The organism is Lentzea sp. NPDC005914 (assembly GCF_040629405.1).
Lineage (GTDB): Bacteria > Actinomycetota > Actinomycetes > Mycobacteriales > Pseudonocardiaceae > Lentzea.
In genome coordinates, this window is the sequence record NZ_JBEXVQ010000040.1 from 22,782 (window position 1) to 37,442 (window position 14,661).

At 67.6% G+C, this 14,661-nt stretch carries 11 protein-coding genes; 7 read left to right on the forward strand and 4 right to left on the reverse strand.

Annotation, left to right across the window (positions count from 1 at the left end):
* Nucleotides 1-10: 10 nt before the first annotated feature.
* The 3 genes from trxA to ABZ345_RS38965 all read right to left on the reverse strand — a co-directional run bounded on the left by trxA (nucleotide 11) and on the right by ABZ345_RS38965 (nucleotide 4,466).
* Nucleotides 11-376: a thioredoxin gene (trxA, locus tag ABZ345_RS38955; RefSeq protein ID WP_045317241.1), complete on the reverse strand. Its 366-nt coding sequence runs from the start codon at nucleotides 374-376 to the stop codon at nucleotides 11-13.
* 78 nt (nucleotides 377-454) lie between these two features.
* Nucleotides 455-3,400 carry a LuxR C-terminal-related transcriptional regulator gene (locus ABZ345_RS38960; protein ID WP_359859971.1) on the reverse strand — a complete coding sequence of 982 codons (2,946 nt, stop codon included), beginning with the start codon at nucleotides 3,398-3,400 and terminating at the stop codon, nucleotides 455-457.
* Between the two features lie 64 nt (nucleotides 3,401-3,464).
* The gene (locus ABZ345_RS38965) at nucleotides 3,465-4,466 is read right to left on the reverse strand and encodes an FAD-dependent monooxygenase (RefSeq protein ID WP_359859972.1); all 1,002 of its coding nucleotides are present in this window, start codon (nucleotides 4,464-4,466) and stop codon (nucleotides 3,465-3,467) included.
* Between the two features lie 188 nt (nucleotides 4,467-4,654).
* Here ABZ345_RS38965 and ABZ345_RS38970 point away from each other — a divergent pair, with 188 nt between their 5' ends.
* Genes ABZ345_RS38970 through ABZ345_RS38985 form a run of 4 tightly spaced genes read left to right on the forward strand, consistent with a single transcriptional unit; the run spans nucleotide 4,655 to nucleotide 8,803 of the window.
* The gene (locus ABZ345_RS38970; protein ID WP_359859973.1) at nucleotides 4,655-5,557 is read left to right on the forward strand and encodes an ABC transporter substrate-binding protein; all 903 of its coding nucleotides are present in this window, start codon (nucleotides 4,655-4,657) and stop codon (nucleotides 5,555-5,557) included.
* On the forward strand, nucleotides 5,547-6,377 hold the full coding sequence (locus tag ABZ345_RS38975) for an amino acid ABC transporter permease (RefSeq protein WP_359859974.1): 831 nt from the start codon (nucleotides 5,547-5,549) through the stop codon (nucleotides 6,375-6,377). Before ABZ345_RS38970 ends, ABZ345_RS38975 begins: the two co-directional genes overlap by 11 nt.
* The gene (locus tag ABZ345_RS38980; RefSeq protein ID WP_359859975.1) at nucleotides 6,358-7,122 is read left to right on the forward strand and encodes an amino acid ABC transporter ATP-binding protein; all 765 of its coding nucleotides are present in this window, start codon (nucleotides 6,358-6,360) and stop codon (nucleotides 7,120-7,122) included. The genes ABZ345_RS38975 and ABZ345_RS38980 overlap by 20 nt, the downstream gene beginning before the upstream one ends.
* A 1-nt stretch (nucleotide 7,123) precedes the next feature.
* The gene (locus ABZ345_RS38985; RefSeq protein ID WP_359859976.1) at nucleotides 7,124-8,803 is read left to right on the forward strand and encodes an aminotransferase class V-fold PLP-dependent enzyme; all 1,680 of its coding nucleotides are present in this window, start codon (nucleotides 7,124-7,126) and stop codon (nucleotides 8,801-8,803) included.
* Here the strand turns inward: ABZ345_RS38985 and ABZ345_RS38990 are convergent.
* Entirely contained in the window at nucleotides 8,766-9,605 is an 840-nt protein-coding gene (locus ABZ345_RS38990; protein ID WP_359859977.1) for a helix-turn-helix transcriptional regulator, read from the reverse strand. The genes ABZ345_RS38985 and ABZ345_RS38990 overlap by 38 nt on opposite strands.
* A 119-nt stretch (nucleotides 9,606-9,724) precedes the next feature.
* On the opposite strand from ABZ345_RS38990, the gene ABZ345_RS38995 reads away from it, so the two are divergent.
* From ABZ345_RS38995 to ABZ345_RS39005, 3 genes are read left to right on the forward strand one after another with little or no spacing between them, the layout of a single operon-like run.
* Complete coding sequence (locus ABZ345_RS38995; protein ID WP_359860027.1) at nucleotides 9,725-12,007, forward strand: chitobiase/beta-hexosaminidase C-terminal domain-containing protein; 2,283 nt, start codon at nucleotides 9,725-9,727, stop codon at nucleotides 12,005-12,007.
* 44 nt (nucleotides 12,008-12,051) lie between these two features.
* Nucleotides 12,052-12,435, forward strand: coding sequence for a hypothetical protein (locus ABZ345_RS39000; RefSeq protein WP_359859978.1), 384 nt, complete (start codon nucleotides 12,052-12,054; stop codon nucleotides 12,433-12,435).
* Between the two features lie 12 nt (nucleotides 12,436-12,447).
* Nucleotides 12,448-14,658: a P-loop NTPase fold protein gene (locus tag ABZ345_RS39005; RefSeq protein WP_359859979.1), complete on the forward strand. Its 2,211-nt coding sequence runs from the start codon at nucleotides 12,448-12,450 to the stop codon at nucleotides 14,656-14,658.
* The last annotated feature ends 3 nt before the right edge of the window (nucleotides 14,659-14,661 follow it).

The window sequence follows — 14,661 nt, forward strand, 5'->3', positions numbered from 1 at the left end:
GTTTTGCCAATCAGCCCTGCTGTGCTTCCTTGACCTTCGCGTGGACCTCTTCCATGTCCACGTCACGCGCCTGCTGGATCAGGCTGTCCAGCGCGTTCCCCGGCAGCGCACCCGGCTGCGAGAACAGCACGACACCCTCGCGCACGATCATCAGCGTCGGGATGCTGCGGATGCCGAACGTGGCCGCCAGCTCCTGCTGCGCCTCCGTGTCGACCTTGCCGAACACCAGGTCCTCGTTCTTCTCCGACGCGGCCTCGAACGTGGGCCCGAACGCCTTGCACGGGCCACACCACTCGGCCCAGAAGTCGACCAGAACGATGCCGGACCCGCCGACCACGTCGTCGAAGTTCTCGGTGGTCAGCTCGACCGTCGCCATTGGGGTCCTCCTCGTTGTTTCAGCGTCTGATGGGTTCAACGGTCATCTGCCGTCCGGAATTCCCCGGCGTGCCCCCGGTCACCCCGCTACGTCCGCGGGCAGGTCGGTGCGGTATTTGACGTTGAGCTTGCGATACACGCGGGTCAGGTGCTGTTCGACCGTGCTCGCGGTGATGAACAACCGGTCCGCGATCTCCCGGTTCGTGTGCCCCTGCGCGGCGAGTTTCGCCACCTTGCGCTCGGCCTCGGACAACTCGTGCGGCGTGCTGGTCTTCTGCGTCAGGTGGGCGGCCCGCCTCGCCGTCATGCGCGCTCTGCGGTGCTCGCCCACCGCCTGCCACGCTCGGCTCAGGTCTTCGAGGGTCCTGGCGAGCTCGTACTGGTCCTGCTGATTCGTTGCGGCTTCGAGGAGCAGGGCTGGGCGGTGCCGTTTCTCCTCGCAGGCGGCTCTCAGCCTCAGCTCGTGCCCGTTGCGTGGCGTGGTGAGCAGGGCTCTCGCTTGCGCCTTGTTGCCCTGGTTGAGCCACGCCTCTGCTGCGCCGGCTCGCCACTGGACGATGTCCTGCATCTGCCAGTTTCTCAGCGTCTCGCCTATGACCAGGAAGTCGCTGAGCGCCGCGTGGTTCCTGTTCGCCGCCAGGTGGTGGTGGCCTCTCGCGAACGTGTAGTGCACGCCTGCCCTGGTCTCGTGCATGGCTTGTGGCGTGGGGATCTCGGCGAGCTGGGCGGCTTCGTGGTGGTCGCCTGCCCTGGTGGCGGCGAGGAGGGCGGTGCCGAGGGGGTGGCCGATGGCTGGGCCCCAGGCCTGCCTTGACATCGTTGTCAGGGCGTTGGCGGACTGGGTTGTGGCGCTGGTGAGGTCGCCTTTGCGGAGGCTGATCTCGGCTTGGACCGACAGGAGCATGGCTCGCAGGGTTGTGGAGCGGTGGTTGATGTCGAGGAGCCGGCTGCACCAGTCGGCTGCGGTGTCGAGGGCGCCCGCGTAGACGAGGGCGGTCAGGGCGGTGATCGGGTAGTCGGAGACGCTGGTGGCTCGGGTGGCTTGGAGGAGCTCTTCGGCGATGGTGACGTCTCGGGAGCCTCGGAGGACCGCCTCGAGGGCTGTCGCGGCTCGGGCCCACGGCTCGGACTCGCGCCCGCTCGGCCCGCCCGGGATCGGTGCGCTCGGGATTGGTGCGCTCGGGATCGGTGCGCTCGGGATTGGTGCGCTCGGGATTGGCGGGCTTGGGGTTGGTGCGCTTGGGGTTGGTGCGCTTGGGGTTGGTGCGCTTGGGGTTGGTGCGCTTGGGGTTGGTGCGCTTGGGGTCGACGCGCTCGGGATTGGCGGGCTTGGGGTCGACGCGTCTGGGGTCGGCGCGCTCGGGGTCGACGCTCCTGGGATCGGCTGGTCCGGGGTCGGCTGGTCCGGGGGCGGCCCGCCTGGGGTCGGCGCCGCAGGGAGCCCGGCGATGTCGGACCCGCTTCCTAGAATTGAAATTGGGGGTACCCGGTTGGAGTCGTGTGTGTGGTGTGCGGCCATAGCGCGTGCGTGGCCCGGCAGGTGGGCGCGCGTGTGGCCCGGCAGGTGGGCGCATGCGTGGCCCGGCAGGTGGCAGTAGAGCCATGAGCGCAGCAGGCCTGTCGACGGCACGCGACTTGGTGCAGTGGAAGTGCCGGCGACTCGGTCAAGCCCGGCGGAGTCGTCGGTGATCCAGCCGAGTCCTGCGGAAGTGCCAGCGACTCGATCGAGCTTTGCGGAGGTGTTGGCGATCCGGTCCAGCACCGTCGAGGCATCGGCGGTCCGGCCGTGCCACAGCAGCAACCGCACCAGTGACAGCTCCTGCAGCGGGTCGAGCAACCCCGAGCGGGACGCGGCCATCAACGCCGGGACGTGCCGGGCCGCGGTGAGCGGGCAGTCGTGCCACTCCACCGAAGCGAGGCGCGAACGGGCCGATGCCCGGCCGGCGTCGTCGGTGGCGGTGCGGGTGGCCAGCTCCAGATAGCGGGCGGCCGAGGAAGCGGCGCCGTCCTGCAGAGCGACATCGGCGGCTTCCGACAGGACCGGGGCCGCCCAGGCCGCGAGCGGGCGGTCCGCCGACAGCAAGTGCGGGGCGACAGAAGAAGCCGGCGTGCCACGGTCGTGCAGCAGGCGGGCGGCGCGCAGGTGCAGGTCGCCGCGTTCGTGGCGGGGGAGCGAGTCGAGCAGGTAGCCGGTGGTGGCCGGGTGGCGGAACGAGCCGTCCAGGACCAGGCCCGAGGCTTCCATCGTGGCCAGCACGCGCGGGACGGCGGCCGGGTCCAGGCCGGACAGGTCGCTGACCAGGTCGGAGCTGGCCCGGTCGGGGTTGGCCGGATCGGAGTTGGTCAGCGCGGCCAGGGCCAGAGCCAGAGTCCGGACCGACGGGTGGCTGCGGTGCACGCAGGCCAGGAGGTCCTCGCGCAGAGACGCGGCATCCAGGACCGCGTGGACCAGCAGCGGGTTGCCGCCGGTCAGGTGGTGCACCTCGGCGGCGCGGGTGCCGGCCAGCAGGGCGGTTTCCGGGAGGTTGAAGGAAGCCACGCGCAGGCGGTGGCAGTGGCGTTCGCGCGAGAGGGGCGTGTGCACGTAGGCGGGGCCGTCGGCTTCGGTCAACAGCAGCAGCACGCGCGTGCCGGACACACGGCGGGCCACGTAGAAGAGGCAGTCCAGCGAGAGAGGGTCGGCGTGCTGGATGTCGTCGACGGTGATGAGCAACGGTTCGGAGGAGGCGATGAGCTGGGTTGAGAGGTTGTGGAGTTGGACCGGGTCCAAGGAGGCGCGGCCGGGTGACACGGGCAGGAGCTGGGACAGGACGCCCAGGGGCAAACCCTGTTCGGACGGGGTGCAGGTGGCCGTGTGGTGGCGCATGCCGGTGGCTGACGCTATTTCGGCAAAAGTGTGAACCAGCTCGGTCTTGCCGGTTCCCACCGGGCCGGTCACCAAGGCGACCTGTCCATTTCCGGAAAGGGTGTGGCCCAGCAGGGTGCCGAGGAGTTCTAGTTGGGTGGTTCGTCCGATCAACTTCACGTGCTTGCCACGTCATAAACGTGCAGTGAAGGTCACTTGAAAGAGTGTGATTCACTCCAACGGCCTAACGCATCGGCCGGGGGTGGAACAATTGCGTGCGCAGGTCGTCAACGAGTTTCGGCAACTCGGACGACGTGTGGGCAACGCCGAAGACGTAGTGGTCCGGGCGGATCAGGGCGGCGATCGCGCCGGACGACGTCAGGAATGGGCCGTACACGTTCTCGGTGTCGACGACGGCACCCGATTGCGGCGGCGAACCGGCCGGGAGAACCCGCGCCACCCTGGTGTTGATGTCAGCCAGGAACGCACGCCGCGCGGGGCCTAGTGATCCGCGCACGTCGTCCAGTGTCAGCAGGACGAAGCCGCCGCCGAGCACGTCGTCGAGCGGGCCGCGGGCGTCCGGGGACTGCACGGTCGCGGACGGCAGGAGCGGGCCGTCGATCGGGAAGCTGTCGAGCAGCGAGTCGTGGGCGCGGTCGCGGAGTACCAGGTCAAGCTGCCAGGACAGCGTCGAGACGTCGAGCAGGCTGGCTCGGACGGGCAGCAGGATCCGGCCGGAGCGCCAGCCGTCCAGCCGGCCGTGGAAGTTGTGCCGGCCGTCGCAGCTCACGATCCAGGACGACGTCAGGGGCTCATCGCCGATCACGGACTCGGCGTAGTGGCCGTGATCGACGAGCAGGGACGTGGCACGCCCGCGGACGATCTGCAGGTTCGGCAGGCGGGAGGCGCGCGCCTCCAGTGCGGATTCCAAGCCTGACTGGTGGAACATCGTGAACGGGCCGCGGTGGAATCGAAGAACTGAGCTGCTGAATTCCAGTTCGGTGCCGGGGACGCCGATTCCCGCCAGCACACGTCCGATTCCGCAGCGGGAGAGCACGCGCACCACGGCCGAGTCGAGGCCGACGACCCGGGGAAACTCGTCGGAACCCGCGGAAGGATCGGCCAGCGTGACCAGCCAGCCTCGCTGGGCCAGCAGAATGGAGAGCGCCCACGCGGCGGCGCCGCGGCCTGTCACCAGGACGTCGGTGTCCGGGCAGGAATGAGCGGACGGTATCGGCATCGCCATCGCCGGCCTCCCTTTGCGCACGGGTCCACATCTCGAAGAATTGAGCATGCGGAGATGAATTCGCCCGGACAACCCGTGTCGAGACGACGCCCGGCGCGCCACCGCGTAGGGGGTGGGCAGGGGTGGCCGTAGGGGGGTGCTTCAACTTTTTGTGGACGTGTTCAACTGCGCGTTGTACGGTGCCCGCCATGATGCCGCGCCTGCTCGTGACCTCGTTGCTCGTCGCAACGCTTGCTGCCTGCGGAGGCACGTCTGACACCACGCAGACGAGCACCCCGCCGTCGTCGGACCTCTCGAGTGTCAAGAAGGACGACAAGCTCGCCGCGCTGGTGCCCGCCGAGATCGCGTCGAGCGGGAAGCTCAAGGTCGGGTCGAACATCCAGAACCCGCCCAACAACTTCTACGACCAGGACGGCAAGACGCCGATGGGGTCGGAGGTCGACCTGATCAAGGCGATCGCGGCCAAGCTCGGGCTGCAGGCCGAGCACAGCGACATGGCGTTCAGCTCGCTGATCACCAGCCTTGAGACCAAGCGCGTCGACGTCACGATGGCGGCGATGAACGACACCGCCGAGCGTCAGCAGAAGATCGACTTCGTCGACTACTTCACCTCCGGCATCACGATCATGGTGCAGAAGGGGAACCCGGCCCAAGTCAAGGGACCGGACGACCTGTGCGGCAAGGGCATCGCGGTGAACCTGGGCAGCTCCCAGGAGCAGTTCGGCAAGGAACAGAGCGAGAAGTGCAAAGCGCAGGGCAACCCCGAGGTCCAGCTCAGCGTCACCGACAGCGACACCGGCAACCAGAACCAGCTGCGCACCGGCCGGGTCGCGGCGATCCTCAACGACCTGCCGACCGCCGTCTACGTCGCGAAGACCGCGGGTGACGGCGGCTACTTCGAGGTCGTCCCGCTCGCCCCGATCAACGGCGGCCCGTACGGCATCGGCGTCAACAAGGAGAACGCCAAGCTCAGCGAGGCGATCAAGGGCGCGCTGCAGTCGCTGATCGACGACGGCACGTACACCAAGATCCTCACGACCTGGGACATCAAGCAGGGTGCGATCACCAAGGCCGCGATCAATGGCAAGTGATCTTCTGTCCCGCGATCAGGCACCGGACCTGGAGGTCGTGCCGCTGCGCCACCCCGGGCGGTGGATCAGCGGCGCGGTCATCCTCCTGATCATCGCGGGCCTCGGCTGGGCGATGGCCGAGGCGCAGATCCAGTGGGAGGACGTGCCGGGGTTCTTCACGCACCCCGTGATGCTCGAAGGCCTGCTCAACACCCTCGTGCTCGCCCTCGCTGCCCAGGGCGGCGCGATCGTCCTCGGCGTCGTCGTCGCGCTGATGCGGCTGTCGGCCAACCCCGTCGCGCGGTGGTTCGCCGTCGGCTACATCTGGCTGTTCCGCGGCCTGCCGGTGCTGCTGCAGATCCTGATCTGGTTCAACCTCGCCCTGGTGTTCAAGAACATCAGCGTCCCGATGCTCTTCACCGTGCCGACGAACGTGGTCATGACCGCGTTCGTCGCGGCACTGCTCGGCTTGGGGCTCAACGAGAGCGCCTACATGGCCGAGATCGTCCGCGCGGGCCTGAGCAGCGTGGACGAGGGACAGACCGAGGCCGCCAAGTCGATCGGCATGACGCCCATGACGACGCTCAGGAGAGTCGTTCTGCCCCAGGCGATGCGCGTGATCATCCCGCCGACCGGCAACAACTTCATCAACATGATCAAGGGCACCTCGATGGCGTCGGTGATCGCCTTCCTGGAGCTGATCCACGCCGCGAACAACATCTCCTCGCGCAACCTGGAGATCATGGAAACCCTGTTCGCCGCCGCGGCCTGGTACCTCGTGATGGTGTCCCTCGCGTCGATCGGGCAGCACTACCTGGAGCGTGCTTATGGCCCTCGTTGAGGCGGTTGGGGTCCGCAAGTCGTTCGGCCACACCGAAGTGCTCAAGGGCATCGACATGGAGGTCGACCGCGGCGAGGTCGTCTGCCTGCTCGGGCCGTCCGGCGCGGGCAAGTCCACGTTCCTGCGCTGCGTGAACCACCTGGAGACCATCGACGCCGGCCGGATCTGGGTCGACGGCGTCCCGGTCGGGTTCCGGTCGGCGCACGGAAAGCTCTACGAACTGCGCGAACGCGAGGCAGCCCACCAGCGCCGCGACGTCGGCATGGTGTTCCAGCGCTTCAACCTGTTCCCGCACCGCACGGCGCTGGAGAACGTCATGGAGGGCCCGATCCAGGTCCTTGGCCGCCACCGGAACGAGGTGCGCGAGGAGGCTCTGGCGCTGCTCGACCGGGTCGGGCTGCTGGAGAAGGCGGGCTCGTATCCGGCGCAACTGTCAGGCGGCCAGCAGCAACGTGTTGCGATCGCGCGCGCTCTGGCGATGAAGCCCAAGCTGATGCTGTTCGACGAGCCCACGTCCGCGTTGGACCCGGAGCTGGTCGGCGAGGTGCTCGACGTCATGACCTCGCTGGCTCGCGACGGCATGACGATGATCGTGGTCACTCACGAGATCGGCTTCGCCCGCTCGGTCGCCGACCGCGTGGTGTTCCTCGTCGACGGCGCCGTCGTGGAGAGCGGCACACCGGCCGACGTGCTGGACAATCCTCAGCAGCCGCGCACGCAACAGTTCCTCGCAAAGGTGCTCTAAGTTGATCGACGCCTCGTACCTCGCCCAGTTCCGCGAACCGGAGGGGTACCTCGACTTCGCCCGCTTCGGCCCGCCGTCGATCCCGGTGGTGACGGCCACCTCGCGCCTGATGGAACAGGCCTCGCTCGCCGGTCCGTCCACAGTGGACACGCTGATGCGTGAGGAACAACGGGTGAAGGCCGCCGTTGCCCGGTTGTGCCGCTCGGACACCGATCACGTGGCGCTCGTCCCGAACACGTCGATCGGCCTGTTCCAGGCGGCTTTCGGGCTGTCCGGGACGGTCATGTACTCGGCCTCGGAATTCCCGTCCAACACCTATCCGTGGGTGCGGGCCGGGCTGCCGTCGATCGTTTTCGACGGTCCGGTGGCACCTGCTGCCGTCGCGACTCGTCTGACGCCTGAGGTTTCCGCGCTGTCAGTGTCCGCTGTGGACTTCCGCACCGGCTACCGCGCCGATCTGGCGACCTTGCGCGAGGTCATCGGCGACCGGCTGCTGATCGTGGACGGCAGCCAAGGATTCGGGGTCGTCGACGAGCCCTGGGAGCTCGCCGACGTGCTCGTGGTCGGCGGGCAGAAGTGGCTGCGGGCCGGGTGGAGCACGGGCTTCGTCGTGCTGTCGGACCGGGCGCTGGAACGGCTGAAGCCCGTGCTGTCCGGATGGACGGGCGCAGTCGACGCCGGGCTGTTCGACAACTCCGTGCACGACGCCGCACCGGACGCCGCCTCCTGGAACATCACGAACCTCTCTCCGGTGGTGTCGGGCGCGTTCGCGGAGGCCCTCGAACTCGTTGAACTCGCAGGAGTTTCCGAGCTCGACGCGGCTGTTGCGGAGGTGGTCGCCGAGCTGGAGGAGATCGTGCTGTCGTGCGGCGGCAAGGTCGTGTCGGCTCGTGAGCGCCGCTCCGGGATCCTGGCGTTCACCATGCCCGAGGCGGCTCCCAAGGTCGGAGAGGCGTTGAACGCCTTCGGAGTCACGGCCACGGTCAGGCCTGAGCACGTCCGGTTGTCGCCGCACGTCACGACCTCGCGCGGCACGCTGGAACGTGTGCGCGCGGCTCTGAAGTCGTTGTCGGGGACGGCGAGCTCGCCGGTGCCGGCGGCGTTGTCGGCGCTGGTGCCGACGGTCGACAGCCTGGCCTCGGCCCTGGGACCGGACACCGAGGTCGTGGTGCACGACCTGTCCCGGCTGCCCAACTCGATCATCGCGATCGCCGGGTCGCTGACCGGACGCCAGGTGGGCGGCCCGATGACGGACCTGTTGCTGGGGCTGGTCCGGCGCGGCACCACCACGGACATGCCGGGCTACGAGACCTACGCGCCGGACGGGCGGGCGATCTGGTCGTCGACGACGTTCGTGCGCGACGCGGCCGGCGTGGCCGTGGGGTGCCTGTGCGTCAACAAACTGGCTGCGCACGAGGCTTCCGGTCCGGTCGAGTCGTTCCCGCAGGACGTGGACACGCTCCAGCGGGTGCTGGTGGAGAAGGCGATCGCCGACGTCGGCATCCCGGTCGAGCTCATGAAGAAGGTGCACAAGTCGCAGGTCGTGCGGGTGCTCGACGAAGCCGGGTTCTTCCTGATCCGCGACTCCGTCGATCATCTAGCGGGTGTCCTGGAGGTCACCCGCTACACGATCTACAACTACCTCAACGAGAACCGAGCCGACCCTCTCGAAGCGCGCTGAGGTACTCCACAAGCTTGTTCTTCGACTGTTCCTCGTCCAGGGCGACGGCCGCCAGTCGCTCGAACAGGTCCCTGCACCGCTTGACGACCGCGTCGTCCTGGGCGAAGACCTGCACCAGGTTGGTCTCGCTGAAGACGATCGGGGCGGCCTTGTCGAACTCGTACAGGGCGAACTTCGTCTCCAGGGAAGCGGTCCCGACGTCCAGCGGCACGATCCGGATGATGTTCGTGTTGCACAGCAGGCGGAGGTACTGGTCCTCCATGGCCTGGGCGTTGGCCACCCGTTGCTGCAACGCGAGCTCGTGAATGTAGAACAGGCACTCCGGGCGGAACGGCCGGCGCAGCACCGTCTGCCGATCGACGCGTGCCTCGACCAACCGCTCGATGTCCTCCGGTGCGTGGATTCCGGCTTCTGTCAGCAGTTCGCGCGTGTACTGCTTCGTCTGCAGCAACGCGGGGTGTGCCGTCACTTCGTAGCTGGTGATCTTCGAGGCCGTCGTCTCGGCCATCGCGAGCGTGCGGATGCTGGTCAGCGGCTGGGCGCAGACGAGATCGAACGCGTTGTAGTAACGGCGCTTGAAGTCATCAAAGAAATCTATGTCCATGCCGCACGCGGTAAGGTACTGCGCGAGGTCGATCTCGCTCGCGCGCGCCTTGCCGTTCTCGATGTTCGAGACCTTGCTTGGATCCCATCCAAGCTGGATGGCGAACTTGCGGCCGTTGAGAGTCGAGAAGCGCTCACGTAGGAGCCGCAGCTCGTCGCCGAGATCCCGGCTGTACGCGGTGGAAGTCGCTTGGGTCATGGCCAAAAACGCTATGGGTTGTTTTCGGTCCAAGGTACGGGCTCGTTCGGGTGAAAACGTCGCTTGTCTTTTGACGTCTTTCGCGCTTACCGTTCCCAGGTGTGAGAGCGCTCTCAAAGATGAGATGGCTGGCCGGACTGGCCGCCGCAGCGATTGCCCTGTCGTCATTGGCGTCGTCCACCGCCGCTTCCGCGGCCGAGGACTACACGCAGAACGTGACGGCGCTGGACGCCACTCAGGCAAGGATCGACTTCACGCCGACGACCCCTGCGCTGTACGTCGACGTGCACTATTTGATCACCAACGTTTCGCAGCAGAACTTCCGCATGACCAACAACGGCGGTGTTTGGCAGAAGACCGTCGGTGGGCTGTCATCGGGAACGGTGATCGAATACTGGTTCACCTACGAGAAGAGCGGTCCTCAGTACGACACGCCGCACTTCACCTACACGCACGGCAGCACGCAGGCGCCTGTTGCCACGCCCGGATTCAGTCCACCGGGCGGGGCTTACACGTCGGCGCAGACCGTGACGATCACGTCCGCCACCGCCGGTGCTTCGATCCGGTACACAGTGGACGGTTCGACGCCGACCGCCAGTTCTCCGCTCTACACCGGGCCGATCTCCGTGCCGACGAGCCGGACGATCAACGCGATCGGCATCAAGGCCGGGCTGGCGAACTCGTCGGTGGGCAGTGCTACCTACACGATCGGGACGCAGCAGGGTTGCGTGCAGTCCGACACGCCCAACTTCGGACCGAACACGCGCATCTTCGACCCGTCGATGTCCGCCGCGAGCATCCAGTCACAGCTCGACGCGGACTTCACCATGCAGAAAGACACGTTGACGGCGCAGATGGCGCCGCGCCGGGTCGCGCACCTGTTCAAGCCCGGTACGTACAACGTCCACGACGACGTCGGCTTCTACACGTCGGTTTCGGGCCTTGGGCGCAACCCCGGCGACGTCGTGATCAACGGCGACATCACGGTCGACGCGTTCAACGAGTCGGACAAGGGTGTTGCGCTGCAGAACTTCTGGCGGTCGGCCGAGAACATGGCGGTCAACCCGAGCAGCGGCACCAACCGGTGGGCCGTCGCGCAGGCGGCACCGTTCCGCCGCATGGACGTCCGTGGCAACTTGGCGCTGTACCCGGCTTCCTACGGGTTCGCCAGTGGTGGCTACACGGCTGATACGCGGGTGTCGGGGCAGACGGCGTCGATCTCGCAACAGCAGTGGTACACGCGCGATTCCAACTACGGCAGTTGGAATGGCGGTGTGTGGAACATGGTGTTCTCCGGGACTCCGGGCGCACCGGCCAACACGTTCCCGTCGCCGCCCGAGACGACATTGGCGACCACGCCGGTGTCGCGGGACGTTCCCTACCTCTACTTCGAGGGCGGCAAGTACCGGGTGTTCCTGCCTTCCTTGCGCACCAACGCTTCCGGTGCGTCGTGGATCAACGGTGGCACGCCGGGCAGCTCGTTGCCGATGAGCCAGTTCTACGTCGTGAAGGGCGGGGACACCGCGTCCACGATCAACGCGGCGCTGGCGAGCGGGTGCAACCTGTACTTCACGCCGGGCATCTACCACGTGAACCAGACGATCAACATCACGCGACCGGACACCGTCGTGCTCGGGAGCGGGTACGCGACGATCGTGCCGGACAACGGGGTCAACGCGATGCAGGTCGCGGACGTCGACGGCGTGCGGATCAAGGGCATCCTGTTCGACGCGGGGACGATCAGGTCATCCGCGCTGCTGACCGTGGGCCCGTCGGGGTCCTCGGCGTCGCACGCGGGCAACCCGACGACGTTGCAGGACGTGTTCTTCCGGGTCGGTGGTGCGGTTGCGGGCAAGGCGACCAACAGCCTTGTCATCAACAGCAACAACACGATCATCGACCACACGTGGGCGTGGCGTGCTGACCACGGCAACGCCGGCACGTTCGGCTGGACCGAGGCCGTCGGTGACACGGGCGTGGTCGTGAACGGCAACAACGTGCTGGCCACCGGGTTGTTCGTCGAGCACTACCAGAAGTACCAGGTGATCTGGAACGGACAGGGCGGGAAGACGATCTTCTTCCAGAACGAGATGCCCTACGACGTGCCGAACCAGGCCTCGTGGATGGCTCCCAACGGGGTGACCGGGTACGCGGCCTACAAGGTCGGCGACAACGTCACCACGCACGAGGCGTGGGGGCTCGGCAGCTACTGCTACTTCAACGTCAACCCGTCGGTGCGGGCCGAGCACGCGTTCGAGGTGCCCAACCGGTCCGGCGTGAGGATGCACAACCTGCTGACGGTGTCGCTCAACTACGCCGGGACGATCACGCACGTGGTGAACGACGTGGGTGCTGTGACGCCACCGGGCACCGTTCCGGTGAATGTTGTCAGCTATCCGTAGGTGAGACGGCCCGTCACTTCGGTGGCGGGCCGTACTCTTCGCCGGTGGGCATGACGACGATGGTGTCCGTGGGGGACCGCGGGTTCTGGGCGATGGACGACGCGTTCTCCGAGTGGTTCACCTGTTTGGCCGACCAGATCGAGCTCGAGTCCGCGCAGCCGTGGTTGAGGGAGCTGGCCGAGCTGTGGCGGGTCGCGGCGCTGGTGTCGGACTACGGTGCCCGCTTCCCGTCGCCTTCCGCGGAGCAGCTGCGGGTGCTGCACGCGATCGCCGTCGAGGCCAGGCGCCGTGTGACCGACGACCGCGTCCTCGAGGTGGCCGACGGTTTCCTGGGGCTGCTGGACGGCACGTTGCCCCTGGATCCGCCCGAAGGTGCCTGGTTCCTGGGCACCGGGCGCGGTTTCGAGACGATCGAGCTCGACCGCTGACAGAATCAGTGCGTGGCTGATGATCTTCCATGGGTGCGGGACGCCGACCGGACGAGGCTGCTGAAGGAGCCGAGCAGCTCCCCAGGCATCTATCTGCCGCGCGACGTCGACGCCCAACTCGATCGCGCGCTGCGCCGTCCAGGCGTCCTGCTCGTGGAGACCGAGCCGGGTGGAGCGGGCGCACGAAGGGCCGTGTACGAGGCACTGCTGCGGGTGCTGCCGGACAAGCCCATCGCGATCAATCCCGACCCCGGCCAGGCGGCCGTTCCCGACTCGGTGGCCTGGTACGACTACAGCGCGACGCCGGAACACATGGACACGAGCACCCCGCGCTGGATCATCCTGTTCGTGTCGGGGCTGGGTGGCAGGGGACTGCCGTCGTGGGCTCAGGACGCGACTGTCGTCCGGGTGCAGACCTATCTGAGCGAGAACGAGAAGGAGACGCTGCGGCGGCTCTACCCTGGCTTGCCCGAGGTGGACACCGTGCCGGAGTTCCTGAGCCAGGTGCGGCAGCTCGGGCCCCTGCGGGTGCACGCGGGCTATCGGGCGGACGTCGAGGACGGCGCCGACCTGCTCGGGATCGAGGCGGACGTCGTGATGCTCGCCGACCTGATGGCGTCGCGACTGATCAAACCCCCGCTGTCGATCGGGCTGTTCGGGAACTGGGGCAGCGGCAAGAGCTTCTTCATGCGGCAGTTGGAGGCGCGGATCGGTGACCTGGCGCGGCGGTCCGTCGGCGCGGATCAGTCGGTGTACTGCTCGTCGGTGCGGCAGATCCGGTTCAACGCCTGGCACTACGTCGAGGCGGACCTGTGGGCGTCGCTGGCCACGCACATCTTCGACAACCTCGCCGGTGGGTCGACGCACGACCTGGAGCGGTTCGCCGACGAGTTCGCCGCGCAGCGCAAGGACAAGACGTTGCTGGCCGACCAGCTGGCGAGTGTCCGGCTGGAACGGATGGCCGTCGCCGCCCAGCAGAAGAAGGTGCTCGGCTCGGCGCGACGCAAGCTGTCGAAGCAGCTCAGCGACGGGGATCTGACCTTCGTCGTGCCCGGTGTGAAGGTGCCCGAGTTCGTGTGGGGGCAGGTCCGGCGGGACAAGGCGGCGGTGATCACGCTGGTGCTGGGCCTGCTGGTGGTCGCCGGGCTGCTGTTCGTCTCGGTGAAGTGGCCGGTGGCGCTGGCCGCGTCGGTGGTCGCGCTGACGCCGGTGCTGGCCCGCGCCGCGAAGGCGGTGACGTGGTTCCGGGAGCTCAAGGACCGCGACGACCCCCTGGACGCGCGGCTCGCGGAGCTGGACGAGGAGATCGAGGGGCTGGAGCGGTCGATCGCCGAGCTGGCACCGGACGTCACCGAGTACGCGCGGACCCGCGACGGCGACTACCGGCAGCACCTCGGCGTGGTGTCGCTGGTGCGCAAGGACTTGGAGATGTTCGCGGCGATCCTCGCGAACTCCGCCGCAGGCCCGGAGCGGATCGTGCTGTACATCGACGACCTCGATCGGTGCCCGCCCGCCGTGGTGATCAAGGTGCTCGAGGCGGTGCACCTGTTGCTCGCGCAGCCGGTGTTCGTGGTGGTCGTCGGCGTGGACGCGCGGTGGTTGCTGCGGGCGTTGAAGGAGCACTACACCGAGATGCTGGACGACCCGGTCGACTACCTGGAGAAGATCTTCCAGGTGTCGTTCGCGCTGAGGCCGATGGACGGGCCGGGGTTCCGGCGGCTGGTGTCCGACCTCGCCGAGGAGGAGTTCGGCGACATGAACGTCGTCACGTCGACATCGGGTGCCGAGGCGGTGGCCACGACGCAGGGCGAGGTACGTCCCGCGGAGATTCCACGTGGGTCGTACGACCTGACGCCGCGCAGCATGCGGATCAGCGGGCCGGAGCTGCTGTACCTCGAACAGCTGTCGTCCCTGGTGCGCACGCCGCGGTCGGCCAAGCGGCTGGTGAACCTGTATCGGCTGGTCAAGGCGCGGATAGCGCCCACGGAGTACACCGCTTTCCTCGACCACGACTACAAGGTCGTCCTGGTGCTGCTGGCCGTGCTGGTCGGCCGCTCGGGGCAGTGCGACCCGTTGTTCGACGCCATCGAGTCAGGGCGGGACTGGCGGCAGGAGATGGACCGCTTCGCAGGCGATCTGGCCGTGCCGGACGATCTTTCCGCGTACCGGAAGTGGCTGCCGTTGGTGCGGCGATTTTCGTTCACGACCGCCGCTTGTGCATGATTC